18 protein-coding genes are annotated in these 25,121 nt (G+C 64.0%); 7 read left to right on the plus strand and 11 right to left on the minus strand.

Annotation, left to right across the window (positions count from 1 at the left end):
* Window positions 1–12 precede the first annotated feature (12 nt).
* The 5 genes from bcsB to M3I53_RS13435 form a co-directional block, all read right to left on the minus strand.
* Window positions 13–2,379, minus strand: a complete 2,367-nt coding sequence (bcsB, locus tag M3I53_RS13415; RefSeq protein WP_254316405.1) for a cellulose biosynthesis cyclic di-GMP-binding regulatory protein BcsB — start codon at window positions 2,377–2,379, stop codon at window positions 13–15.
* A complete protein-coding gene (gene bcsA / locus M3I53_RS13420; RefSeq protein ID WP_254316406.1) occupies window positions 2,376–4,601 on the minus strand; it encodes a UDP-forming cellulose synthase catalytic subunit in 2,226 nt (741 codons plus the stop codon). The genes bcsB and bcsA overlap by 4 nt, the downstream gene beginning before the upstream one ends.
* Window positions 4,602–4,618: 17 nt before the next feature.
* Window positions 4,619–5,065 (minus strand): BcsR/BcsP family cellulose biosynthesis protein, encoded by a 447-nt coding sequence (gene bcsR / locus M3I53_RS13425; protein WP_254316407.1) that lies wholly within the window; start codon window positions 5,063–5,065, stop codon window positions 4,619–4,621.
* A 96-nt stretch (window positions 5,066–5,161) separates the two neighbouring features.
* A complete protein-coding gene (bcsD, locus tag M3I53_RS13430; RefSeq protein ID WP_254316408.1) occupies window positions 5,162–5,581 on the minus strand; it encodes a cellulose biosynthesis protein BcsD in 420 nt (139 codons plus the stop codon).
* 425 nt (window positions 5,582–6,006) lie between these two features.
* Window positions 6,007–7,623, minus strand: coding sequence for an MFS transporter (locus M3I53_RS13435; protein WP_254316409.1), 1,617 nt, complete (start codon window positions 7,621–7,623; stop codon window positions 6,007–6,009).
* A gap of 211 nt (window positions 7,624–7,834) precedes the next feature.
* Here M3I53_RS13435 and M3I53_RS13440 point away from each other — a divergent pair, with 211 nt between their 5' ends.
* Window positions 7,835–9,910 (plus strand): triacylglycerol lipase, encoded by a 2,076-nt coding sequence (locus M3I53_RS13440; protein WP_254316410.1) that lies wholly within the window; start codon window positions 7,835–7,837, stop codon window positions 9,908–9,910.
* 13 nt (window positions 9,911–9,923) lie between these two features.
* On the opposite strand, the gene M3I53_RS13445 is transcribed toward M3I53_RS13440, so the two are convergent.
* Window positions 9,924–10,319: a monooxygenase family protein gene (locus tag M3I53_RS13445; protein ID WP_254316411.1), complete on the minus strand. Its 396-nt coding sequence runs from the start codon at window positions 10,317–10,319 to the stop codon at window positions 9,924–9,926.
* 118 nt (window positions 10,320–10,437) lie between these two features.
* On the opposite strand from M3I53_RS13445, the gene M3I53_RS13450 reads away from it, so the two are divergent.
* From M3I53_RS13450 to M3I53_RS13465, 4 genes are all read left to right on the plus strand, one after another.
* Window positions 10,438–11,001 (plus strand): TetR/AcrR family transcriptional regulator, encoded by a 564-nt coding sequence (locus tag M3I53_RS13450; protein WP_254316412.1) that lies wholly within the window; start codon window positions 10,438–10,440, stop codon window positions 10,999–11,001.
* A 75-nt stretch (window positions 11,002–11,076) separates the two neighbouring features.
* A complete protein-coding gene (locus M3I53_RS13455) occupies window positions 11,077–12,195 on the plus strand; it encodes a patatin-like phospholipase family protein (RefSeq protein ID WP_254316413.1) in 1,119 nt (372 codons plus the stop codon).
* Between the two features lie 41 nt (window positions 12,196–12,236).
* Window positions 12,237–13,016: a phosphoribosyltransferase family protein gene (locus M3I53_RS13460; protein WP_254316414.1), complete on the plus strand. Its 780-nt coding sequence runs from the start codon at window positions 12,237–12,239 to the stop codon at window positions 13,014–13,016.
* A gap of 120 nt (window positions 13,017–13,136) precedes the next feature.
* The gene (locus tag M3I53_RS13465) at window positions 13,137–13,991 is read left to right on the plus strand and encodes a lipase family protein (RefSeq protein ID WP_254316415.1); all 855 of its coding nucleotides are present in this window, start codon (window positions 13,137–13,139) and stop codon (window positions 13,989–13,991) included.
* Between the two features lie 24 nt (window positions 13,992–14,015).
* On the opposite strand, the gene hydA is transcribed toward M3I53_RS13465, so the two are convergent.
* The 5 genes from hydA to M3I53_RS13490 form a co-directional block, all read right to left on the minus strand.
* Entirely contained in the window at window positions 14,016–15,491 is a 1,476-nt protein-coding gene (gene hydA, locus M3I53_RS13470; protein ID WP_254316416.1) for a dihydropyrimidinase, read from the minus strand.
* Between the two features lie 44 nt (window positions 15,492–15,535).
* Window positions 15,536–17,038 (minus strand): NCS1 family nucleobase:cation symporter-1, encoded by a 1,503-nt coding sequence (locus M3I53_RS13475; RefSeq protein ID WP_254316417.1) that lies wholly within the window; start codon window positions 17,036–17,038, stop codon window positions 15,536–15,538.
* A gap of 69 nt (window positions 17,039–17,107) precedes the next feature.
* Window positions 17,108–18,385, minus strand: coding sequence for an NAD-dependent dihydropyrimidine dehydrogenase subunit PreA (gene preA / locus M3I53_RS13480; RefSeq protein ID WP_254316418.1), 1,278 nt, complete (start codon window positions 18,383–18,385; stop codon window positions 17,108–17,110).
* A gap of 62 nt (window positions 18,386–18,447) precedes the next feature.
* Window positions 18,448–19,842, minus strand: a complete 1,395-nt coding sequence (locus M3I53_RS13485; RefSeq protein WP_254316419.1) for an NAD(P)-dependent oxidoreductase — start codon at window positions 19,840–19,842, stop codon at window positions 18,448–18,450.
* A 123-nt stretch (window positions 19,843–19,965) separates the two neighbouring features.
* Entirely contained in the window at window positions 19,966–21,231 is a 1,266-nt protein-coding gene (locus M3I53_RS13490; protein ID WP_254316420.1) for a Zn-dependent hydrolase, read from the minus strand.
* Between the two features lie 346 nt (window positions 21,232–21,577).
* Between M3I53_RS13490 and M3I53_RS13495 the strand changes: the two genes are divergently transcribed.
* Both M3I53_RS13495 and M3I53_RS13500 read left to right on the plus strand, forming a co-directional pair.
* A complete protein-coding gene (locus M3I53_RS13495) occupies window positions 21,578–22,297 on the plus strand; it encodes a TetR/AcrR family transcriptional regulator (RefSeq protein WP_375542517.1) in 720 nt (239 codons plus the stop codon).
* A 283-nt stretch (window positions 22,298–22,580) separates the two neighbouring features.
* A complete protein-coding gene (locus M3I53_RS13500) occupies window positions 22,581–24,566 on the plus strand; it encodes an SMP-30/gluconolactonase/LRE family protein (protein ID WP_254316421.1) in 1,986 nt (661 codons plus the stop codon).
* Window positions 24,567–25,121 lie beyond the last annotated feature (555 nt).

A 25,121-nucleotide genomic window follows, 5' to 3' on the forward strand; every position in this document is an offset into this window, starting at 1 on the left:
GCAGGCCGTCTTTTAAACATGAGAACCTCGTCGTCCTTCTTCACTTTGCGATGTCTGGGGGATGTCCAGGTTCAGGCGGCTCAGGGCGCGCCGATGCAGCAGCACGCCGCCGAGCAAGCCGATAAGCACGACGCTGACGAGCGTCGCCGCGAGCAGCAGCACGATGTGACTCGCGAAGAACCACTCGATGGCGAGCCGAAGCGGCAGGGAGCCGATGAAATAGCTCTGGTCCTTGTTCAGCGTGGTGAGGATGCCGTCGTTCACGACCACGAGGCTGCCGCCGATCGTGTCGTCGATGCGGTAGCGGCGGGCTTGCAGCGCGTCCGCAACTGCGCTTAGGCCGCCCGGCGTATTGCCCGATACGACCACCACACTGCGGCCATGCGCGAGCGGCGACTCGAACCCGGCCACCATGCCGTCGTGGTCGTCGCTACGATAGAGCGCGGCGATGTCCGCCTCACGCCTGGCTTGCGCCTCGCCGCCGGTCAGCTTGTCCCACCAACCGGCGAGCCCGGTGCCCGACGGCGGAGCCGGAGCGAAGAACCCGCGCGGCAAGTCGCTGCGCCATGCCTTGAGCAAAGGCTGGTTGTCGCCCGAAGCGAGCACGAGCAAGTCCTTTTGCTGCAGCGATTCGACCTGGGCCGGATCGCCCACTGTCACGCCCAGCACCGGATAACCGGTGGCCTGCCCCATGCTGCCCATCAGCGTCAGATAGGCTGAGTAGTCGTCCGCGGCCGGTTGCGTTGGCAGGATCACGGCGGTTTCGGACAGATCGGCGAGGCGCGTGAACGGAAAGCCCGCGCTGGCGAACGCGCCCAGATCGGGCATGGCCGTGTAACGCGGCAACTGCGAAATGTCGATCGTCGAGGTTGGATCGATGGCGCTCAGCAGCGGGCCGCCGGGCACGTCCTGCCAGTGGTCCTTCGTCTTGACCGCCTCGTAGCGATAGTCGAATTGCAGCGTCGTCAACGGCGGCAGTAGATACGTCGGAATCCGGATCACGGCATGGCCGTCCGGTGCATCTCCTGGCAGCGGCAACGCCGCGATCGGCGTGTTGCCCGCCAGCACATTCAGCGCCGAATGCGTCGACTCGGGGCGCGCCGTATAGCGATAACGCAAGTTCAGCACCGCGCCGCTGTTGTTGAAACCGAACAGCCCCGGTGGCAGGCGCAGGTCCACGTCGATCGCGCCGGGCCGGAAGCCCTGGATCGTGAACCGGTCCGCCGGCAACAGTTCGCCCAGTTCGACCGGGCGGTCGCCCGGCAACCAGTTCGGCGCGTCAAAAGGCTTGCGCGGCGCGGCCGATACCGGAGCGTCGATGCGGACCTGCGGCCCCGCCAGCGTCTTCGCGCCCAGCACCAGCGCCAGCGCCGCCGTGCGCAGTTGCGGCTCATCGCGGCCCGCGACCAGCAGCAGCCGACCGTTGGGGTCGTTGGGGTTGGGCACGATCGCCAGCGTCGGGGCGTCGACGGCGAGCGAGGCCAGGCCCAGGGCCGGCAACTCGTCGCGCAGCGCCAGTACGACGGCATGGCCATGTGCGGGCAGCGCGCCGAGACTCGCGACGAAGTGCGAGCCGCGATAGCCCGCCTGCGCGCCCAGCCACGAGGCCACGATGCCCGCGGATTCGAGGCGACGCGCGCCTGGCGCGCGCGGCAGCACGACGGGCAAAGTCACGCGGCGCACGTCGCGCGCGTCGACGAACGGCGCGGGCAGTTGCGACAGGTCGCTGGAGACCGCCGCCGGCGCCACGGTCAGTTCGAGCGCGCTATTCGGGCCGGCTTTCAGCCACAGGTCGGGACTCAGCGGATCGTTGCCTTTATCGCTGGCTTTGCTATAGGCAATCAACTCGAGGTTGAGGTGATTGAAGTCGGTCAGCAGCGACACCGGCAAATCCACGCTCACCTGCGTCGACGTGCGCGGCGCGGGTTCCGGCAACGCAATCGTCGCTCCCACCACGCTGTTGAGCAGCACATTGAGATGCGAGAGCGCGGGGAGCAACGTAGGCGAATAACGGTAGTCGAGCACGAGCCGCGCGCCGACCACGCGCTCGTCACGGCGCAAACCGAAGTCCATGCCGCCATAGGCGTCCTCGCCGAGCAGCGTCAGCCCTTGCGCAGCGTTTTGCCGAAGCAGCGGGATGCGGTAGGTATAGGTATCGCCGGAGTCGGTGGCGGTCTGCGGCTGCGCCGATGCAGGCGCTTCGGCCGCCACGGCCTGCGATGCAAACGACGGCGCCAATGCGGCCGCCGCGCTGGCCGCACTCGCGGCCAGCGCAACGTGGGCGCCTAACGCGAGCACGGCGAGCACCGAAGCCAGCCGCGGCGCCGACCGGCGCGTGCACGCCAGGGCGCGCAAAGGCAACAGATGGACGGGATTCACGATTGCTTCGATCCCAACTCGGCCGCCTGCGCCTCGGTCGAGCGCGCGAGACGCTCGCGTGAACCCATCAGCAAATGCCGGAACAACTCTTTCAGGCCGCGCACGCCGACACCGAGCACCTCGACCAGGCTGCGCAACGGCCGGTCGCGACGATAACGGCCCCAGGAAGCAATCCAGCTGTCGGCGCGCGAGAACGTCACGCGCATCAGGTCGCGTTCCTGATCGATCGTCAGGGCCGGGAAACTCACGCCCACGGTGCGGCCGCGGCACACCTGGACCTCGGCGGGGAACTTGCCCTCGTAGTCGTCGCGGAACACCGAGACCACGACGCGTTCGCCACGCTGCGGCAGCGGCGCGTCCTCGGGCAGCACGAGTCCGAGGCCGCCGTGCGAATAGTCGCTGGTCTGGCAGACGACGCGACACCCGTTGGCCAGACGAATCGCGGCCGGCAACTCGATCTGCACGCGCGGCATGAGGCGCAGCTGTCTCGACTCGGACGCCACGCCTGCCGCCGCGCTCAGGTTCATGACGTTGTAGATCACCCAGACCAGGTTGAACAAAATGCTCATTGCCTCGGGCCAGCCGGGACTGCGGATCAGACCGGCCACCCCCACCGCGAAGCCGGCGAGGTTGATGAGCAACAGGACGATGTACGGCCGCGCCATCGCCCAATCGAGGAAGGACTGCCGGATCACTCCGCCCTTGGACGTCACGTTGAAGCCTCTAGTGCCGGGAAACAGCACGGCCTGGAGCGCGGGCAGAATCACGTACCACGCCAGCACCGTTTCGTAGACCTCGCTCCAGAACGAATGGCGGAAGCGCCCTTGAATGCGCGAAGCGCCGATGCTCGAAATCACGAGATGCGGCACGGCATAGGCGAGCACCATCAGCGCCGACGCATGAAAGACGTGCGCGCCGAAGAACAGATAGGCCATCGGCGTGATCAGGAACACGATGCGCGGCAGCCCGAAGAAGAAGTGCATCATCGCGCTGAGGTAGCACAGCCGTTGCGGCAGCGTCAGCCCCGAAATCAACAGCGGGTTGAACTGGCGGAAGATCTCCGCCATGCCGCGCGCCCAGCGAATGCGCTGACCGATGTGGCGCCCCAGGCTCTCGGTCGCGAGTCCCGCCGCCTGCGGAATGGCGAGATAGCCGGTGTTGTATCCCTTCATGCTCATCTTGAGCGCGGTCAGCGCGTCCTCCGTGACGCTCTCGGTCGCCACGCCGCCCACCTCATTGAGCGCGGAGCGCCGCAACACCGCGCAGGAACCGCAGAAAAACGCGGCATTCCAGAGATCGTTGCCGTTTTGCAGCACGCCATAGAACAGGTCGCCCTCGTTGGGCACCTTGCGGTAGGTTTCGAGGTTGCGCTCGAACGGATCGGGCGAATAGAACACGTGCGGCGTCTGCACCATGGCCATCTTCGGATCCTTCAGGAACCAGCCCATGCAGACCTGCAGAAACGAGCGCGTAGTGACGTGATCGCAGTCGAACACGGCGATGTACTCGCCGTGGGTCTTCGCCAGCGCCGCGTTGAGATTGCCCGCCTTGGCGTGCGTATTGTCGGGACGCGTCAGATAGTCCACGCCCGCCTGCTCGCAGAACGCCCGGAACTCGTCGCGACGGCCGTCGTCGAGCAGGTACACGCGCAGCTTGTCGGCCGGCCAGTCGAGCAGCGTCGCGGCCAGCACCGACTGCCGCACCACTTCGAGCGGCTCGTTGTAGGTCGGGATGTAGACGTCGACCGTGGGCCACGCCGACGTATCGGCCGGCAGCGGCGCGGGGCGGCGATGCAGCGGCCAGAGCGTCTGGAAGTAGCTGCACAACAGCATGAGCACCGCGTAGCCTTCGGCGAACAACAGCAGATAGCCGAAGGTCCGGTCCAGCGAGTTGGTGAAGGACAGGGTCTGCGTCACGCGCCAGTACAGATAGCGCAGCGACATGAATACCGACAACGCCACCAGCGACACGGTGAGGACGCGGCCGCGCATGCGGCTCAGCGCGATCGCGACGCCCATGCACAGGATTGCGAACAACCACTGCTTCGAGACCGCCAGATGGACCGTCATGGCGGACGTGAACAAGAGCACGGCCGCCAGTATCACGAGCACACGCGACCAGCGCGACGCGAGCAGCGACGCACCCGCTTGCAGCAATGCGTCGTCCCACGCTCCTGCGTCGTCGCTTTGACCCGCACCGGCCGCTTGTCGCTGCGTCCGCATCGATTTCCGCTTGAAGATCATGGCGCGCCACGCTGCGCAACATCGCCGCGAGGCTCGTTGCGTTCCATGAGACGCGCAAACACACTGCTCAGCGCGGCAGCCGGTTGCACCGCGACGACAGGCTCGGGCGCGGGTTGAACGACGGGCTCCACGAGTGCGGCCGGCTCATCCGGGGGAGGCTCGGACGCGGCAACAGGCGTGGCACAAATCGCGTCGGGTGACGCGTCGGGCGCATCGAACGTGTCGGGCGTATCAGTCGTAACGGGGACGTCGGCCGGATCAGCGGCGTCGCCCTGCGCCGACGCGACAGGCGCGGGCGCGACGGGGTCCTGCTCCGCCGCGTTCATCGTGGACCAGCGCCCACGCAGGCCGTGCATCTGCTCCGCCCTTTCCACTTCCTGGTACTGCGATGGGCTTGCGTCCGCTACCTCGAAAAGATTCGCAATGTCCGATGCACCGCTCATGCCCCGACCCCGTAGTATTCGTTGTGCTGTCCATCAAGGCGCGTTATGCGCGCAGCACGTTTTGTTTATTTCGTTGACCTGTCGACCTGTCAACCTCTACTTACCGAACAGGAAAACCATCGTTCCCGACGCATCCGCCGGGCCAGCCGTGGTCATGCGCAGTTGCGCATCGGCACCCATCTGATACATCCATGCTTCGTAGGCCCCTTCGAGGAACGCCCCGGCCCACGCCACGTTCTCCGCGCCGAATACGGCCTTGAGCGGCGCCTGGTAATGCGTGAGCACGAGCCAGTCCTGTGCCTCGCGTATCTCGACCAGGCCCCAGTCCAGCTCGCCCCATACCTGATTCATGGCGTCCCGCATCGCAGCCACGGTGGTCGCCTCGCCCAGCGCATATTGATGCGCGAATTGCCCGCCCGCGGCGCGCATAAGCTGGGTCAAAAACCTGGGCGTCAGGTTCTGCGTCAGCTCTTGCGTGAGAAACGACAGGAACGGACGCCATTGCGGTGCTGGCATGGAATTCACCATCTATTCATGCGCCCGAAAAGGGGGAGCACAGGCTCGACAATTTGTAGAAGCGGCCATGACCACCATTCGGGCAGTGACCGGCGTTAAGCGCAGGCGATCCATTGGGTGATTCTGGAAGGACTGTAGATCAACTGACGCGCGGCGGATTATACGTATTATTCCCGCCGTGTTTATTATTTAATTTACCCGCGACGCTCAATTTGTCACCCGGGCGCGACACATCAAAAACGAAAACGTTTGCGCCTAAGAAATGGGTCGCTTATTTAACGCGGCACCACAATACAAAACATGAATTCGGTTGCCTTTATATTTATTTAACAATTGCGCCGCGCATTTATAAAACCACCTCGATTCGCCGACCATTCATACCAAAGTCATTTTCGAAAATTCGACGGAGTGCAAACGTTTGCAGCTCATTTACGCGGCTGTATGGCTGCCGCCGCAATACCCGCTCCGGCGAACGCGCACGCGGCGCACACAAGGGCGACGGCACGCAGCGCGTCGATCATCGCGCCCGCTTCCGCTCGCGCCACCAGCGTTGCGTGCGGCGGGCCGGCGCCGTCCGAGGCGAGCCCACCTTGCCCGTCCGGCTCGAGCAGTTGTCCCGTTTGGCGTGCGTCCATCGGCACGTGCAACGCGTCGAGGCGCGCGGACAGCGCTGCGTGATGCGACCATACGAACACGATGCCGAGCACCGCCACCGCCAGCAGGCTCGCCACGCGCGCAACGGCATTGTTGATGCCGGACGCGACACCGGTGCGCTCGCTCGACACCGAGCCCATCACGGTCGTGGTGAGCGGCGCGACGGTGATCGTCATGCCGAGGCCAAGCACCGCGAGCGCAGGGAAGAATCCGCTCCAGTAACCGCCGCGCACGAACGGCAACGCCAATAGCGTGAACCCGAGCCCGGCGACACCCGGGCCGACGGTCAACAGCGCGCGCGAGCCAAAGCGGCTCGTCAGGCCACCGGTGAAGCGTGACAGCAAACCGATGATGACGGGCACCGGCAACAGCGCCGCGCCCGCTTCTGTCGCGGTAAATCCATGCGCGCGGATCAGCGTGAACGGCAGGAAGAAGAATGCGCCGCCGAGCCCGAAGTAAAGCAGCAATGTGACGAGGTTCGCGCCGGTGAAGTCGCGCGAACGGAACACATCGAGCGGCATCATGGGGTTGGCGCTGCGCGCTTCGATCATCACGAATGCGGCGAGCACGAGCACGCCGGCGCCGATTGCGACCATTACGAACGGATGCTGGAAGCCGCGCGCCGACGCCTGGGTCAACCCGAAAGTCAGACTGGCGAGTCCCCCGGCCGCGGCCAGCGCGCCGGGCCAGTCGAGCGGCCCGGGCGCCTCGGACCTGTGGCTGTTGGGCACTGATGAAACGGCGAGCGCGATCGTTAGCGCGGCGAGCGGGACGTTCAGGAAGAAGATCGCGCGCCAGGAAAAGGCATCGACGAGCCAGCCGCCCGCCACGGGCCCCACCGCCGATGTGATCGCGCCGACACCCGCCCAGGTGCCGATCGCCCGCCCACGCGCTGCGTCGTCGAACACCGCGCCGATAATCGCGAGGCTGCTGGGGACGAGCAGCGCCGCGCCGATGCCTTGAACCGCGCGCGCGGCGATCAGCGCAGCCGCATTCGGCGCGAGGCCGCAAGCCGCCGACGCCAGCGTAAACAGCGCGATGCCCGCGATGAACACCGTGCGGCGGCCAAGCTTGTCCCCCATCGAGCCGCCGACCAGCACGAGGGAGCCGAGAAACAGCAAATATGCATTGACGACCCATTGCATCGCCGCGACGCTCGCACCGAGTTCGCTCTGGATGGACGGCAGTGCGACGTTGACGACCGAGCCGTCGATGAACGCCATGCTCGACCCCAGGATCGTCGCCGCGAGCGCGAGACGCTTGCGCCGGCACGGACAGTCGACTGAGATGGGCTGCGTGCGGATCACGAGCTCGTCGCACGGGCTCGCCTGCGCGGCGACGACATGCGCGCCCTTCGGCCCGCTTTCAACAAGATCCGGGTTGGCCAAGTTCGCTCCCGTGTGGATCGATGGTGACTAGAGTCTGTTGATGCCGGCGGCGCGAGTCAACCCGGGAGAGCGCATAGGCGTCGGCCGCGGATCACCGTGCGGACGCAATCCAGATCAGGCTGGTATACATCGGTCTGCCGGCCACCGCGCTGCGCCGTCCCCCATTTCGCCACACGCTTGAGCGCGACCGCGCGAATGGCCTGGATCCTTCATGACGCGCCCTTACCCATCACGCATGTCGCGTTGCCCGCCGTTGGCCCGTGTGTTGGCCAAGGTGTCGGCTCTCCTCGCTGCCGCGCTGCTATGCGGCTGCGCGATGGTGCGCGTGAACTCGCTAGGCCCGCAGCAGTACTTTGCCATGCGTCGCGGAGATATTCTCTCGACCGGCCAGTTGAGCGCGGCAACGCAGGCCACGTTGCGGGTTGCGGCCCTGGACGAAAGTTCGTGCCAGAGCGCGCCGCAAGCGTGTATCGATACGATGGCAACCGTCGGCGGACTCAGTACCGAACAGCGCCTTGCCTGCCTCGCCGAGTTATCGCTCCAGATGGCGCTCGGACAAACGCCGCGTGCCGGCACGCCCTGGACCGATGCGCAATTCGATTCGTGGCTCAAGACAGCGCGATACGCGTATGCGTTTCTGTTCCTCGGCCAGCGTACGGCTGGCGAACGGGCCTTCGAGGACCGCCAGACGCAGGTTCGCGACTACTACAACTATGCGGTCCAGGAGCTTGCCGGCGCGCTGTTTCTGCGCGGCACCGCTGAAACGAGCACCGGCCGTCGCGATCCGGCAAATCAGTTCATAGCAGGCTGGACCATTCATATCGACCTGAGCGAGGTGCGGCTGCCCGAGGGCGTGCGCGAACTCAGCGAAGTCATTCCCGCCTCGGGACTGTCGTTCGCAGGACTCCACAATACTTATCGCCGTGACGGCCTCGGTGCGGATCTGGTTGCAGTCACACAGCCCGCGCAGCCCGACCCGGACAGCACGACCACTAACAACGCAGCGACAACGGCTGAAGACGATGCGAATGCGAGCGCAGGCGCAACCTTCTGGTTCGCACCCGGCTCGCGTCCGTTCAATGAAATGCCTTCGCCGAACGTCACCGCATTGCTGCTGTTCGGCAACGGCACGCTCGAGCAGCTGCTCGATTCGCACGACGTGGTGTTCTCCGCCTACGACCCGTTTCGCGTAGAGAGCGTAGAGATCGAAGGCGAGACCGTGCCGCTCGCGGCCAACTTCAGTGCGGGCTACGGCATCTGGCTTGCCCGCTCCGGCTTTGCCCGGCAGTCCTTGCGTTCGCTGCTCGGCCGCACGAGGGGTATCGATCGTCCGCGCATCTACATGATGCAACCGTTCGATCCGGACCGGCGCATCGTGCTGATGCTGCACGGATTGGCCAGCAGTCCCGAGGCATGGGTCAACGTCGCCAACGACCTTCAGGGTGACGAAATGCTGCGTCAGCATTTTCAGGTCTGGCAGGTCTATTACCCGACCAACGTGCCCATTCTCATCAACCTCGCGAGAATTCGGCGGGCGGTGCAACTGACGCTCGCGCATTTCGATCCCGCAGGCAAGCTGCCAGCTTCGAACGGCATGGTGCTGATCGGGCACAGCATGGGCGGCGTGCTCGCGCGGTTGCTCGTGTCGTCCTCCGACGACGTTCTGTGGGTGACCATTCAGAACAAGTACCTGCCCGAAGGCGTCGACATCGTGCGCGAGGATGAGCGGCTCGATCGTCTGCTGCGTTTTACGCCGATGCCACAGGTCGAGCGCGCGATCTTCATCGCCACGCCGCATCGCGGCACGCCGTTCGCGAACAATCGCCTGTCTCGCTGGGTCGCGAACCTGGTGCGCTTGCCGCTCGCGCTGTTGAAGGAAATCGACGAGATGCTGCAGAGCGCCACCAACGCGGATAGCAGCCAGCGGGCGGGAGAGACCATCGCGGTTCCCAACAGCATCGAGCAGTTGCGGGAGACCGATCCGATCATCCAGTCGATTTCACGCCTGCCGATCAGCCCCGACGTTTGCTTTCACTCGATCATTGCGCGCCGCCGTGAGACGGGCCCGCTCGAAGATTCCGACGACGGGGTCGTCCCCTATCGCAGCGCGCATCTCGACGGCGCACTCTCCGAAAAGGTGATCGTTTCGGGACATAGCGTTCAGGAAACACCCGAGGCGATTTTCGAAATCCGGCGCATTCTGCACGAAGATATCGAAGTGTTCGATAACCATGGCGCGCACGAAGGCGCTTGCGGCAGCCCTCTGGCGGTGCATGAAACCGAGTGATCGGCGCCTTTGACTAATCCGCCGCCATGCGCTTTCGCGCGGTCATAAAAGGTCCGGTCGGCTGGCGCGCCGGCGCAAAACGATCGAAGCCCACCGGGCCGGGCATATCGACATAAACCGCCTCCATTCCCTGCCGGCTATAGCTTTCATGCCAGAAGCCCGCGCCGCCGCTGTCGCGCAGAAACTCGCCCCACCAGCGCGAATGCGGCGCGCTGCGGGTAAAGGCTTCGAGGCTTTCGAGGTCGCGCCAATACTGGCGGATACCGACGTGATTGAGGGCGAACAGGAACTGCTCGCTGGAGAGCAGTCCTGCAGGCGGATTCAATTCGATCTGTCGCAAGCCTTTGCCGATGCCGAACAAGGTCGCGATCCCTCGCAGCCGGCGCACGCGAAAGCCCAGGATGATCACTACAAGATTCGGGTACGAGTTGAGGTCGACGGACCTCCGGGTAACTGAGGCTTGCATGGCGGCTCCCGGGTGTTTACGCTGTAAGCATAGTCCCGAATGATTACAGTGTAAACAACGAATGAGCGATACCAATTTATCCCTCCGCGACCGTCTGGTCGATTGCGCGCTGGTCTTGCTCGAACAGGGCGAAAGCGACGTCAGCCTCCGTGCGGTGGCGCGGGCCGCCGGCGTTTCGGCGATGGCCCCCTATCGCCATTTCGAGGACAAGGCGGCGCTGATGGGCGCCGTCGCGCTCAAGGGCTTTGCCATGCTGGAAGCGGGTGCCGCGCGCGCCAACAAGGCGGAAGACGCGCGCGAAGCACTCGCCGCGCAGGGTCTGGCCTACGTTGGCTTCGCCCGCGCGCATCCTGCGCTGTTCCGGCTGATGTTCGCGGATGGCGCAGGACTCGCCCTGCCCCATGAGGATTGCCGGAGCGCTTATACGCTGATGGCGCGCCGCGTGGCGGAACTGGCGCCGCATTGCGTCGAGGCGGGGGTGCTCGCCTGCTGGGGGCTGGTTCACGGCCTCGCGACGCTGGCGCTCGACGGAAGGATTCCGGCCGATCCGGCCGCTGAGCGCGCGGCGATTGCGCTGATGACCCACGCGCTCAAGCCCGCACCGCCGGTCCTCACCGGTTCCTGAGGCGGCATTCGCAGCACGCGCATTTCCTCTCGCGCGTACGATTGCGTGCAGCGCGATGACGACGAGAGAGGAGCCATGGCGATAGAAGAATCGGCGAGCGGCGTGCAGCAGTCCGGCCCCAAAGTCGCGCTTGCGCTGCAAGGCGGCGGCTCGCACGGCGCCTTCTCGTGGGGCGTGCTCGATCGATTGCTCGAATCGACATCGCAGGGCACGCCATTCAGTGTCGAGGCGATCAGTGGCGCGAGCGCGGGCGGAATCAACGCAACGCTCTGCGCGGCGGGCCTGGCCAGCGGGGGAGCCACGAAAGCGCGCGAGAGGCTGCGCACCTTCTGGGAAGCGGTGTCGCGCGCCGGGGAGCAGGCCGGCAATGCGCTCTTCGGCTTTTCCGAGCCCGGGCCGTTCGGCGGCTGGAATATCGACTGGAGTCCTGGCGCCATCTTCTCGGAACTCGTGGGACTCGTCGCTTCACCTTACAACAATCCCTTTTACCGCGACCCGCTCGGCCCGGTGATCCGCTCGGCGCTCCCGGAATCCGACCTCTCGACGCTCAACGCGAAGAGCGGGAGCCCTCAGCTTTTCATTTGCGCGACCAACGTACGAACCAACGAACGCATCATCTTTACGCAGCCCGAAATTTCTGTTGACGTGCTGCGCGCTTCCGCGTGCCTGCCAAGCGAATTCCGCACCGTGAACCTCCACGGCGTGCCGTACTGGGATGGCGGCTATCTGGGCAATCCGCCTTTGGCACCGTTGATCGCCCACGCCCAGGACCTCGTCCTGATCCTCGTGAATCCGTTCGTGCGCCACGACATGCCGCCGAAAAATGCGCGCGGCATTCTGGACCGGCTCAACGAAATCGGTTTCAACGCGTCCGTCGTGCTGGAGATAAACGCGATAGAAGCGGTCAACCGCGTGCTCGACTCGATTGGCGAGGAAGCCGCGAGCCAAAGCCGCTTCAAGACCGTCAGGTTTCACCTGATTCGCGACGACGACTTTCTCGCGCAGTTCGGCTTCGTCTCGAAGAGCAGCACGTCCTGGTCGCTGCTGAAAACGCTGTTCGACCGTGGGCGCGAGGTGGCGGACGTGTGGCTCAAAACGAACTATGCGAATCTCGGGCAAACGTCTTCGCTCGACGTCAAGGATGCGTTGCTCGATCCGACGCTCAAGCAGATCAGCGGATCGCAAACGCAATAAAGCGCGTGGCGTAACACTGTAGGTGAACGGAACGAAATCAGGTGAACACAGAATTTTCCCGACTTCCCGTCTACTTCTATGGCTACGAAGATATAGAGACTTTTTGCCTGTCCAAAAGAGAGCAACTGGTTCAGGAAAACATCGGTTTGATACTCGGCATCTTGCGCGGAGGAGCCATACCGGCCCTGATGCTCTCGCAGATGTTGGGCCTGCCCGTCGAGTTTGTACACTACGATCGCCGGGAAGCCAAGGCTGAAATCAATAACAGGAAAGTGTTTGATCTTGTCAATTCCTGCATCGCGGAAGGCAAGAGAATCCTGCTAGTGGACGATGTTGCCGGCGTTGGTTATACGTTGGCCAACTGCTACGAGTATTTGCTTTCCTTTGTTGGAGACGAGTCTTTGATCAAGGTGCTGACGCTGGTGCACCACGCCGATAGTCGAACGGAGGCGGACCACTACAAAGACTGTTCTTCAGTGCGCGCAATATTGCCGTGGGAGCGGTATATCACCAGCCGCCAATGCCTCGATGATTTCGTGAAGGAGGAAGCGGCGCTACTGGAAGATCAACGCTACAAGAAGACGTTGGCCATCGACGATTTCGCCTACCCGTTGAACCTGAAACAGGAATGGAAGGTGGATTTCCACGTGGAATTCAATGGCGATCAGCACTCGCTTTTGCATACCATCAAAGCCGTCGGGCCGGAGGAAATTTACTGCAACAACGAATCTCTGATAGAAGTCCTACTCGAAGCGTTTCCGTTTTCCATCATATACAAAACAATCAACAACAAGCGATACAGAATAAGCGCTTTGGATTAGCGGTTGACTCTGCACTTCGGCGACTACGCGTACTGGCACGTTGCAAGCAAACGGACGCGTGGACGAAAGACGTCACCGAAATCCGCGAGCCCCTCGCTTCGCCGCAACACGGAGGTGCACATGTGTTCTATCCCCTACGACCCATCGCGCGACGCACTCGACTCACCGGAACACAGGGCGACGGTATTCACCGCCGAAGACAACTACGACATTGACGGACTGTGCGCGGAGTTCGCGCGGCTTGCCTACATACGCTACGAGCAAGGCGGTGCTGAACTCCTGCGGCTCGAACAAGCGCTCGCGCTGGTGGGTTTCGAAAGCGCTGTTCCCTTCAACAATGCCGACGACGACACACATGGCTTCGGCGCCGTGAGGCACTCCGATGGCCTCGCTGTGCTCGCGTTCCGGGGAACGGAGCCGCAATCGCTCACCGATATCGCAATCGACCTCGCAGGCAGTCTGGCAGACTGGACGGAAAGCGCCGGCCAGGTTCACGCTGGTTTTGCACGTGCCGCCCGCGGCTTGGGCGAAGCAGTCGGCAACTGGTTGAACGAGACCGCGCCGACGAGAAAACAACTCATCTTGACCGGCCATAGCCTCGGTGCGGCCATCGCGACGCTCTTTGCCAGCCTATGCACGCCCAACGCCCTCGTGACGATCGGTTCGCCACGCGTGGGCGATGCGGCCTTTGTCGCCACGCTTGGCCATGTCCGCGTCACGCGCTATGTCGACTGCTGCGATCTCGTCACCGATTTGCCACCGCCCATTGGCGGATACGTTCACGCGGGAGCATCGAACTACATCACGCGCGAAGGCAAACTGGCTCCGAACGCCGACGATGCTTTCGTGCGAGCGGACCGTGCCGCCGCCCGGGAGGAATATCTGCTCCAATACGCGTGGCGCATCGGTGACGTCATGGTTCGCGACCTCGCGGATCACGCCCCGATCAACTACGTAAGAAGTCTGGTTTCGTAAAGCGACACGTCGCAGTCAATCAGACTAACCGAGCTCCTTCGCCTGATTAGACGCATCCCCCTCGCGATGCACGGGCTGCGTCTCCTTCAGGCTCTTCGCGAGCCGCGACGCCTGCAGATAGCCAGGATTCGCAGGCCGCTTCAGGTAACGCCCGGCACCGCGCCGCGCCCGCAGATCGCCGTTCGCCCACACGAGTTCACCTTGCGAGACCGTATGCGTGGGCACGCCGCGCACCGTCATGCCTTCGAAAACGTTGAAGTCGACGTTCTGATGATGCGTCTTCACCGAGATCGTGCGCGTGGCCTGCGGATCCCACACGACGAGATCGGCATCGGCGCCGATAGCCACCGTGCCCTTGCGCGGATACAGGTTGAAAATCTGTGCGGCGTTAGTGGAGGTCACCCGCACGAACTCGTTCGGCGTGAGCCGGCCCGTGTTCACGCCCTGGTCCCACAGCACGGCCATGCGATCTTCCACACCGCCGCATCCGTTCGGAATCCTCGTGAAATCGTTGCGTCCCATCGCCTTCTGCGAAGCACAGAAGACGCAGTGGTCGGTCGCCGTGGTGTGCAGCAGGCCGCCTTGCAGCCCGCGCCAGAGCGCGTCGCGATGCTCTTTCGTGCGGAACGGCGGGCTCATCACATGGGCGGCGGCGCGCGTCCAGTCCGGGTCGCGATACACGGACTCGTCGATCACCAGATGCCCGGCGAGCACCTCGCCGAACACCCGCTGCCCTTCGCTGCGCGCGCGGGCGATGGCTTCGAGCGCATCTTTCGCCGAGACATGCACGATGTACACCGGCACGCCCAGCACCTGTGCAATGCGAATCGCGCGGTTCGCCGCCTCGCCTTCGACTTCGGGCGGCCTCGAAAGCGGATGCGCCTCGGGCCCCGTGAAGCCGCGCGCAAGCAACTGCCGTTGCAACTGGAAGACGAGTTCGCCATTTTCCGCATGCACGGTAGGCAGCGCGCCCAGTTCGAGCGAACGCGCAAAGCTGTTCACGAGAATCTCGTCGTCGGCCATGATGGCGTTCTTGTACGCCATGAAATGCTTGAAGCTCGACACGCCGTGCTCGTTCACGAGCAAGCCCATGTCGCGATGCACGCTGTCGTCCCACCACGTCACCGCCACATGAAAGCCATAGTCGGCGGCCGCTTTTTCGGCCCAGCCGCGCCACTCGCGAAACGCGTCCATGAGCGGCTGCTTCGGGTTCGGAATCACGAAATCGATGATCGACGTCGTGCCGCCCGCGAGGCCCGCCGCCGTGCCCGTATAGAAGTCGTCACTCGCCGTCGTGCCCATGAACGGCAGCTCCATGTGCGTATGCGGATCGATGCCGCCCGGCATCACATACTGGCCGCCCGCGTCGACCAGGGTCGCACCGGCAGGCGCGTCGAGGTTTTCGCCCACGGCCTGGATCATGCCGCTTTCGCAGAGCACGTCCGCACGCCAGCTCTTGTCCGCATTGACGACGGTGCCGCCTCGAATCAGGATCGCCATGATGCCAAGTCTCCTTCAGTTGAACGAATTCATGCTGCAACGACTCACGCGCTTGCCACGCTCGGGCGCCGGCTCTTGCCGAGCTTCATCATCACGCCGTAGACGAGCGCCGCAATCGCGAGCCCCACGAACCACGCATAGGTGTAAATACTTTTGAACGCGTCGGGCACGGAGGGAAACACATTCGGGAACGCGGTGTAGAGAAAGCCCGGCAGATTGGGCAGCACCCCTAAGACCAGCGCGACGACGGCCGCCGGGTTCCAGCCGTTCGAGTAGGCATATTCGCCGTTCTCCTCGAATAACTCGGCAGTATTCAGGCGCGTGCCGCGAACGAGGAAGTAGTCGACGATGAGAATGCCCGCCACGGGGCCAAGCAGCGCCGAATAGCCGACGAGCCACGTGAAAATGTAGCCCTGCGTGGTGGCGAGAATCTTCCACGGCATCATCACAATGGCGATACCCGCCGTGATGAGCCCACCGGCCTTGTACGAGATCGCCTTCGGCCAGAGGCTCGAAAAATCGTAGGCCGGCCCGACGAGATTCGCGGCGAGATTGCAGCACATCGTGTCGAGCGTGAGAATGACGAGTGCGATGCCGACGCCCACGCCTTCCATGCGGCTCGTGAGATCGATGGGGTCCCAGATCGCCTTGCCGTAGATCACCACCGTGGCCGAAGTCACGACGACCGAGACCACCGAAAGCAGCGCCATCGGAATTGGCAGACCGATGGCCTGCCCCACGAACTGATCCTTTTGCGTTTTCGCGAAGCGCGTGAAATCGGGAATGTTGAGCGCGAGCGTGGCCCAGAAGCCCACCATGGCCGTGAGGCTCGGCCAGAACGTCGCCCAGAAAAGCCCCGCCTTCTTGCCGCCAGCGGCGAACTGGGAAGGCTGCGAGAGCATCGAGCCCACGCCGCCCGCCTTCGAACAGGCCCACCACACGAGCACCACGCACATCACGACCTTGATGGGCGCGGACCAGCTCTCGAGCCAGCGGATCGAATCGGTGCCGTGCAGAATGAAGTAGAGCTGCAGCACCCAGAACACAAGGAAGCACGCGCCCTGGCCGATCGAGATGCCGAGAAACGGCAGCGCGTCGCCCACCAGTGCGTTGTGCGTGAGGATATTCGCGAGCGTGTAGATGGCGCTGCCGCCAAGCCATGACTGGATACCGTACCAGCCGCACGCCACGATGGCGCGCAGCATGGCGGGCAGCTTCGCGCCCTGCGTGCCGAACGAGGAACGCACCAGCACCGCGTAGGGAATGCCGTATTTCGTGCCTGCGTGGCCGATCAGCAGCATCGGCACGAGCACGATGAGATTGCCGAGCAGCACCGTGAGCACGGACTGCCACGGCGACATCCCCTGCTCGGTGAGCCCGGCCGCGAGCATGTACGAGGCGATGTTCATCACCATGCCCACCCAGAGCGCGGCGAAGTGATACCAGCGCCACGTGCGTTGCGCTGCGCCGGTGGGCGCGAGATCGTCGTTGTATAACTCGCTTTCGGCGCGGCGCGCGCTGGCGTCGCCTGTCAATGGCTGACTCATGGTTGCAGTTCTCCGTGGCTTGTCGTTGGTCTGGTTCGGTTCGCTTCGGCTCAGTTCTGTTTCAATGCGTCAGGCGGCTTTCGGATCGGCCACGCGCGCCGGGTTGTTGGGATGCGTGGTCCAGTTCGCGTAGCGGCCCGAGTCGACGCGCTCCATCGTGATGCATTGGTCGACCGGGCAGACATGCATGCATAAATTGCACCCGACGCAGTTCGCGTCGACCACCTCGAAGTGACGCTTGCCGTCGCGCGTGGCGGTAATGGCCTGATGCGAGGTGTCCTCGCAGGCGATATGGCAGAGGCCACACTGGATGCAGCGGTCCTGATCGATGCGCGCCTTGATGTCGTAGTTCAGGTTCAGGTACTGCCAGTCGGTGACGTTGGGCACGGCGCGCCCGCGAATGGCGTCGAGATTCGCGTAGCCCCTGTCGTCCATCCAGTTGGAGAGGCCGTCAATCATATCGCTGACGATTCGGAATCCATAGTGCATTGCGGCGGTGCAAACCTGCACGCTTCCCGCGCCGAGCACGATAAATTCGGCCGCGTCGCGCCAGTCGGAAATGCCGCCGATGCCGGAGATGGGCAAGCCGTGCGTTTGCGGGTCGCGCGCGATTTCCGCGACCATGTGCAGCGCAATGGGCTTCGCTGCGGGACCGCAGTAGCCGCCGTGCGTGCCTTTTCCATCCACGGTCGGCAGCGGCGCCATCACGTCGAGATCGACGCCCACGATCGAGTTGATCGTATTGATGAGCGAGACGCCGTCGGCGCCGCCCTTCATCGCCGCGCGCGCGCCTTGGCGTATGTCGGTCACGTTGGGCGTGAGTTTCACGAGGCACGGCAGGCGCGTGCCCTCCTTCACCCAGCGCGTGACCATTTCGATGTATTCGGGCACCTGCCCCACGGCCGCGCCCATGCCGCGCTCGCTCATGCCATGCGGGCAGCCGAAATTCAGCTCCACCGCATCGGCGCCGGTATCTTCCACTTGCGGCAAGATCCACTTCCAGTCCTGCTCGGTGCACGGCACCATCAACGAGACGATGAGCGCCCGGTCTGGCCAGTCGCGCTTCACCTGCGCGATTTCCTTGAGGTTCACGTCGAGCGGGCGGTCGGTAATGAGCTCGATGTTGTTCAACCCCGCAATGCGCTGGCCGCGCCACGTGGTGGCGCCATAGCGCGAGCTCACGTTCACCACGTGCGGGTCGAGCCCGAGTGTTTTCCAGACCACGCCGCCCCAGCCCGCCTCGAAGGCGCGGTTGACGTTGTAGGCCTTGTCGGTGGGTGGCGCGGAGGCGAGCCAGAAAGGGTTCGGCGATTCAATGCCGGCAATCGTGCAGCGCAGGTCGGCCATGATGCAACTCCTTCGTATTATCTGGATTCGGTGTGTTGTTCGCCTGGAGAGAGCTGCGCAGTTCAAGCAGCCTTGACGGACTGACTCGCGAGATAGCGGTCGATCGCGCGCGCGGCGAGCTTGCCGTCCTGCACGGCCTGCACGGTGAGATCGGTTGCGCCATGGGCTGCGCAGTCGCCGCCTGCGAATACGCCTTCGATGGAGGTCGCACCCTCCGCATCCACGGCAATGCGCGCGCCGCCGGCGGTAAGCTGCAGCGCATCGAGGCCATCCAGACCTTCTGGCAAGAGCTTTTGGCCAATAGCTTTCAGGACCATGTCGGCTTCTACACGCACGATCTCGCCGGTACCGCGCAACGTGCCGCCCGCATCGAGCGCCGTGCGCTCGAACTCCACGGCCTGCACGCAGGTGTCGCCGGTAATGCGCAGCGGCTTCATCCATTCGACCAGCACCACGCCCTGCGCGCGTGCGAATTCCTGCTCGGCCCAGGTGGCGCTCATCTGCGCGGCGCCCCGGCGGTACGCTAGCGTGACCTGCTCCGCGCCCAGCTTGCGGCTTTGCACGGCAGCGTCGATGGCCGTATTGCCGCCGCCGATCACCACCACCTTGCGGCCCACCGCCAGCGTGGAAAGATCGTCGGCTTCGCGCAGGCGCGCAATAAATTCGACAGCATCGCGCACGCCGTCGAGCGCTTCGCCTTCAATGGCAAGCGCTTGCGTGCCGCCAAGGCCCGCGCCGATGAACACGGCGTCGTACGCGGCTCGCAATTCAGTAAGCGTGACGTCACGGCCAAGCCGCTGGCCCTGACGTAAATCGATCCCACCGATGGAAAGCAGCCATTGCACCTCGCGCTGCGCAAAATCGTCGACGACCTTGTACGCCGCGATGCCGTATTCGTTGAGCCCGCCTGGCTTCTCGCCCGCGTCGAACACGCTCACTCGATGCCCGGCGAGCGCAAGCGTATGCGCGCAGGCGAGCCCCGCCGGTCCGGCCCCGACCACGGCAACGCGCCGTCCCGTCTCACTCGCGCGTTTGAAGAGCGGCGGCGCACCAGCGGCTTCGCGCGCCATCTGAAAGTCGGTGGCATGGCGCTGAAGAGCGCCGATCCTGACCGGTTCGCCATCCTGATGATTCCGGACGCACGCGCCTTCGCAGAGAATCTCAGTCGGGCACACGCGCGCACACGTGCCGCCTAGAGGATTCGCGCTCAATATGTCGCGCGCCGCGCCCTTGAGATTGCCGTTGCCGATCTTGCGGATAAAGCCTGGAATGTCGATGGCGGTCGGGCAAGCCGCGACACACGGCGCGTCGTAACAATAATGGCAGCGGTCGGCGGCAATGACGGCTGCGTTGGGCGAGAGCGGCGGCGCGACGTCGGCAAAGTTGCAGCCAAGCTGTTCGGCCGTGAGGCGGCCAGGCGCGATGCCGTCGGCGGCATTCGAGTTGGGCTGGGACATCCGGATGCTCCTTGCGAGGCGAAACGCGGGTCCGCCGGCTGTGCGCGACGCGCGCAGCCGGTACGTGGGGAAATCGTGAAAGACAGCGCGGCTCTCAGGCCGCTTGCTTTGGCGCCAAAGGCGTCAGCCGGTTTCGCTCGCGCGTTCGAGCATAGCGTGCAGCAGCACGTTCGCGCCTGCCTCGATCCATTCGATCGTCGCGTCCTCGACCTCGTTGTGGCTGATGCCGTCGATGCATGGCACGAACACCATCGAAGTCGGCGCGACCGTCGCGAGATAGCACGCGTCGTGGCCCGCGCCCGAAACGATCTCGCGGTTCGAGTAGCCAAAGCGCTCCGCCGCCGCGCGCACGGAGTTCACGCAGGCCTTGTCGAACGGCACTGGTGCGTAGTAGAAAATCTGCTCGACCTGCGTTTCGAGCTTGCCTTGTTCGGCAATCCTTTCGATTCCTTCGCGCAACTCGGCGTCCATCTGCGCGAGCACGTCGTCCTGGGGATGGCGGAAATCGATGGTAAAGAAGACGCGGCCCGGAATCACGTTGCGCGAATTCGGATGCACCTGCATCATGCCGACCGTCGCGCAGGCTAGCGGCGCGTGGCGCAGGCCAATTTCGTTGACGAGTTGCACGACACGCGAGGCGCCCAGCAGCGCGTCGCGGCGGCGCGGCATGGGCGTCGGTCCCGCGTGCGCTTCCTGCCCTGTGAGCACGACTTCGTACCAGCGCTGGCCCTGCGCGTCCGTGACGACGCCGATAGTTTTGTTTTCGGCTTCGAGTATCGGCCCCTGCTCGATATGCAGTTCGAACGCCGCGTGAATCTTGCGCCCGCCGCACGGCAGTTCGCCCGCGTAGCCGATGCGCTGCAATTCCTCGCCGATCGTCTTGCCGTCGATATCCTTGCGCGAGAGACCGTAGTCGAGCGTGAAGACGCCCGCGAACACGCCGGATGCGACCATGGCCGGCGCGAAACGCGAGCCTTCCTCGTTGGTCCAGATCACGGTTTCGACGGGGCGCTCGGTTTGAATGCCGTGATCGTTGAGCGAGCGGATCACCTCGAGTCCGCCGAGCACGCCATAGATGCCGTCAAAGCGGCCGCCAGTGGGCTGGGAATCGGCGTGCGAGCCGGTCATCACCGGCGGCAGGTCGTTGTTGCGCCCCGCGCGGCGCATGAACACGTTGCCCATCTGGTCGACGCTCACCGCGCAGCCGGCCTCTTTCGCCCATTGCACGATGAGATCGCGCCCTCTCTTGTCGAGATCCGTGAGCGCGAGACGGCACACGCCGCCCTTGGGCGTGGCGCCGATTTTCGCCATCTCCATCAGGCTGTCCCACAAACGCTGGCCGTTCACGTGAATCGCGGTCGTCAGCGCGGCTTCGCTTACTGCGTTCATGCGTTCCTCCTGTCCGTGTTCGTCAAACGTGCATTCGTGCCACCTTCTGGGGCGGGAGGGGCCATGGCGGTGCACGCTCGAATGGCGCGCCGCGACTCCCGAAACCTCGCTCCGCGAATCCTGTCCGATTGGACAGGTTGTAGACGATAAACTTTGCGAATTCAATGCGGTGTTACCAGCGAGAAGCGTGCCATCGATGCTGCAGTGCGCGAAAACGCCCCCGCGCTTCAGCGCGTTTTCCCCAAGGGCGGTGAATGCACGAGGCGCTTACATCGTGACTACAATGAAGCCGACATGGGCGCGCCCGCCGTGCGCCGCCTTTTCCCTTCTGAACGGACCGACCATCATGCGCGACGACGAACCCACCACGCGAGCCGCGACCCACGCGATGCGAGGCACGGCGCACGAACGGGAGGCCGCTGACGCAACGCACAAGCCGCGCCGCCGCAAAGCCGCCATTCGCGAGTCGAACGAAGCGCATCTGCTCGCCTGCGCGGAGGCCGTGTTCGCCGAGCGCGGCTTCGAAGGCGCGAGCACGGCGCTGATCGCGGAGCGCGCGGGCCTGCCCAAGGCCAATCTGCACTACTACTTCCCGACCAAGCTCGCGCTCTACTGGCGCGTGCTCGACGATCTGTTCGAGGAATGGAACGCCGCCGCCAATACCTTCGACGCGAGCGACGATCCGGTCGAGGCCATTGGCGGCTACGTGCGCGCGAAGATGGAACTCTCGCGGCGCAGACCGCTCGGGTCGAAGGTGTGGGCGAACGAGATCATTAGCGGGGCGACGCATATGCAGGACATCCTGCTCAAGCGTGTGAAGCCGTGGATGGAAACGCGCGTGAAGCTGATCGATCGCTGGATCGCGGAAGGATTGCTCGCACCCGTCGATCCGAAAACGCTGCTTTTCATGATCTGGGCGACCACGCAGCACTACGCCGATTTCGAGGCGCAAATTCGCGCGCTCTCGGGCAAGCGCGCGCTTTCATCGGCGGGGTTCGAGGCAAGCACCGAGGAAGTGGTGCGCTTGATTTTGCGCGCGAGCGGCGCGCGCTCGCCTGGGCGTTGAACGAAGCGGCGCCGTGTGCCGCTCGCTCCGAGGATCTGCGCTGCTACGTGCTCCTGATTATCTTCCGGTGACCAATACGCGCTGATGCGCACTGAATCATTCGCTGCGCATCCTTTATCGAATCCATGAACCGGTTCAAACGCTGATCACGATTTACTGACTACACTCCAGATACACGCGCTCATACAGCACGACTCTCGATCGCGGCGTGGCTTCTACATCGGTCACTTTATGCGCCGCGATTCACGCCATCGCGGCGCGATGTCTATGGGAAGCCCAGCGCATGTTCAAGGACCGGATTCGCGCAGCGTTGCTGGGGCTTTTCGTCGTCGCCATTGCGCCTTCCGGTCATGCGCAATACACGACCGACTGGCTCGCCAACAGCTTCGGCACACTCGCCGCACACGTCGGCAACGGCGCGCGCTCGATGTGGGTCGCGCCCGAAGGTGTCATCTATACGTCATCACGCTGGGACGAAAACGCGGGTGGCGTCGCGCTCTACGAGAACGGGGCAACGCTCGGCACCATCGGCGCGCACGACGAGTTCCAGGGCAGTGCAATCACGGGCAACGCGACGTCGATTTTCGTCGCGCTCGGTTATAGCCGGGCGTTCGGCAGCGGGTCGGTGGGCCGCTACAACCGAAGCTCGAACACACGCGAGCTTCGCATTGCCGTGAGCACGTGGACCGGCATCCAGAACGCGGACGTGATCACCGGCCTTGCGACTACGGGCACACTCCTCTACGCCAGCGACTATTACGGCAACCGCGTACGAGTGTTCACGACCGACGGCGTCTGGCAGCGCGACATCGACGTCCAGCAACCCGGCGCACTCGCGGTTGACGGTGCTGGCAACGTCTGGGTCGCGCGCGCAAACACCGGCGTGATCGCGCAGTTCAGCCCGGCTGGCGCGCCGATGAACACAGTCCAGATGGCCGCGGGCGCCCGGCCGTCGGCACTCCATTTCGACGCGCCGACGAACCAGCTGCTGGTTGGCGACGAGGGGCCCGACATGAACATCAAGTGTTATGCCCTGACCGGGGTGCCGGCGCTGGTCGGCACGTTCGGCGTCCAGGGCGGCTATCTCGACGCCACGACGGGCATCAGGGGGCAGGTCGGCGACAAGCGCTTCACGCGCGTCGCCGGTATCGGCAAGGATGCCGCTGGCAATCTGTACGTGCTCAACAACGCATGGGGCGGCGACTGTGACCTCGGCCGCAACGGCAGCACCGACATTCATTCGTACAACTCATCGGGCACGCTGCAGTGGACTTTGCAGGCTCTCAACTTCGAGGCGATCGCGGCGCCCGACCCGGCAACCGATGGCGCGGACTTCTACAGCGGCAACACCATCTATACGGGTACATCGGGCGGCACGTTCGTTGCAAACACGATTGATCCGTTCAGCTGGCCGAACGACCCGCGCCTAAACATGAACGACTATCAGCGCGGCCAGCTGTTCGGGCAACTCGTGGTGGTGAGCGGAAACCGCATTCTCGTCGCCTCCGGGCAGAATCCCGACACGTTCAACTTCTTTCATTTCCAGCCGTCGAGCGGGTACATTGCCGTTCCCGACGGCTCGATCCCGGGCAAGGCGTTCAATACGAATACGAAGGTGACAGCCGGCTTCGCGATCGACGGCAATGGCGACGTCTGGGCCGGCCTCGGCCGGACCAACCAGATCTACCACTACCCGCTGACCGGCTTCGACGCGAACGGCAAGCCATCATGGGGAGCCGCCAGCGCGATCCAGATCCCGCGGACCGTGCGCCCGCTCACGCGCATCATCTATCAGTCGGACAGCGACACGATGATCCTCGCGCAAGGCATTGCCGGGAGTTGGGACTGGACAGCCATGAACGGACACATCGAGATCTATCACGGCTGGAAAGCGGGCAACATGAGCGCGCCGGGCCCGGTGATCGATCTCACCAGCGCGAATCCGAAATCGATCGCGGCGGCGGGCCACTACCTGTTCGTGGGCTATGTGCATACGGTGCCGAATATCGACGTATTCGATCTCGACACCGGCAGTCTCGTCGCGACGTTAACGAACTCGAACCCGACTGCGATGGATGTGGGCAACGACGTGGATTCAATGTACGGCCTGCGTGCGTACCTGCGCTCGACCGGCGAATACGTCGTGACCAAAGACAATTACAACGGATCGAGCGTCGTTGTTTATCACTGGCACCCGAGACGACTGTCCTTAGGACATTCCGCCGGGCCTGACCCCGCCCGGGCGGGACGTAGTCGACTTCTCTCCTGACTACTCGCGTATGCCGAAAGCGCTTTGTTTTGCCCAAACCAACGCCATTCGCTAGCATTTCTTCGCCAACCTGACCCATCCCATCTGCTAGCCCGGAAAATCCACCTATAGGCTATGTCGTTGACTGAGACGGCAACTCATACGAACGGTATTGATTCGTCATGCGAATCAACTGAGTGTAGACGTAGCTTTCTGACCACGGTGTTTCGCAGCGATACGCCATTGCGTTCCGCTTATGCGAGGCGGCGTCGCAATGAATTTCTTCTGAATCAGGCGGGCGAGACGTACCCGGGGGAGCGCGTTGGGGTACATCACTTGCGGGCCTGATGACAACGTGCGGAGCGGTTTTGCGCGGCCAAGCCAGGCATTTGAAGCGGCTTGCGCGAGAAATAGGGGGAACGATGAACCGATCAACGAAGCAGACCGTGGTATGGGTGCTCGCTTTGGCCCTGTCGGGCGCGGCTTATGGTGCGGCCGGCGGGAATGGCGGGGGGAACGGCGGCGGTAATGGCGGAGGCAACGGCGGCGGTAACGGCGGCGGTGCGGGTGCGGGTG

Source organism: Paraburkholderia sp. CNPSo 3272, assembly GCF_024206495.1.
Lineage (GTDB): Bacteria > Pseudomonadota > Gammaproteobacteria > Burkholderiales > Burkholderiaceae > Paraburkholderia.

Excerpts from the sequence above, each read along its gene's own strand:
- bcsA (WP_254316406.1), bottom strand. The coding sequence starts at position 4,601 with ATGCGGACGCAGCGACAAGCGGCCGGTGCGGGTCAAAGCGACGACGCA.
- bcsR (WP_254316407.1), bottom strand. The coding sequence starts at position 5,065 with ATGAGCGGTGCATCGGACATTGCGAATCTTTTCGAGGTAGCGGACGCA.
- bcsD (WP_254316408.1), bottom strand. The coding sequence starts at position 5,581 with ATGCCAGCACCGCAATGGCGTCCGTTCCTGTCGTTTCTCACGCAAGAG.
- M3I53_RS13440 (WP_254316410.1), top strand. The coding sequence starts at position 7,835 with ATGACGCGCCCTTACCCATCACGCATGTCGCGTTGCCCGCCGTTGGCC.
- M3I53_RS13450 (WP_254316412.1), top strand. The coding sequence starts at position 10,438 with ATGAGCGATACCAATTTATCCCTCCGCGACCGTCTGGTCGATTGCGCG.
- M3I53_RS13455 (WP_254316413.1), top strand. The coding sequence starts at position 11,077 with ATGGCGATAGAAGAATCGGCGAGCGGCGTGCAGCAGTCCGGCCCCAAA.
- M3I53_RS13465 (WP_254316415.1), top strand. The coding sequence starts at position 13,137 with ATGTGTTCTATCCCCTACGACCCATCGCGCGACGCACTCGACTCACCG.
- hydA (WP_254316416.1), bottom strand. The coding sequence starts at position 15,491 with ATGGCGATCCTGATTCGAGGCGGCACCGTCGTCAATGCGGACAAGAGC.
- M3I53_RS13475 (WP_254316417.1), bottom strand. The coding sequence starts at position 17,038 with ATGAGTCAGCCATTGACAGGCGACGCCAGCGCGCGCCGCGCCGAAAGC.
- preA (WP_254316418.1), bottom strand. The coding sequence starts at position 18,385 with ATGGCCGACCTGCGCTGCACGATTGCCGGCATTGAATCGCCGAACCCT.
- M3I53_RS13485 (WP_254316419.1), bottom strand. The coding sequence starts at position 19,842 with ATGTCCCAGCCCAACTCGAATGCCGCCGACGGCATCGCGCCTGGCCGC.
- M3I53_RS13490 (WP_254316420.1), bottom strand. The coding sequence starts at position 21,231 with ATGAACGCAGTAAGCGAAGCCGCGCTGACGACCGCGATTCACGTGAAC.
- M3I53_RS13495 (WP_375542517.1), top strand. The coding sequence starts at position 21,578 with ATGCGCGACGACGAACCCACCACGCGAGCCGCGACCCACGCGATGCGA.
- M3I53_RS13500 (WP_254316421.1), top strand. The coding sequence starts at position 22,581 with ATGTTCAAGGACCGGATTCGCGCAGCGTTGCTGGGGCTTTTCGTCGTC.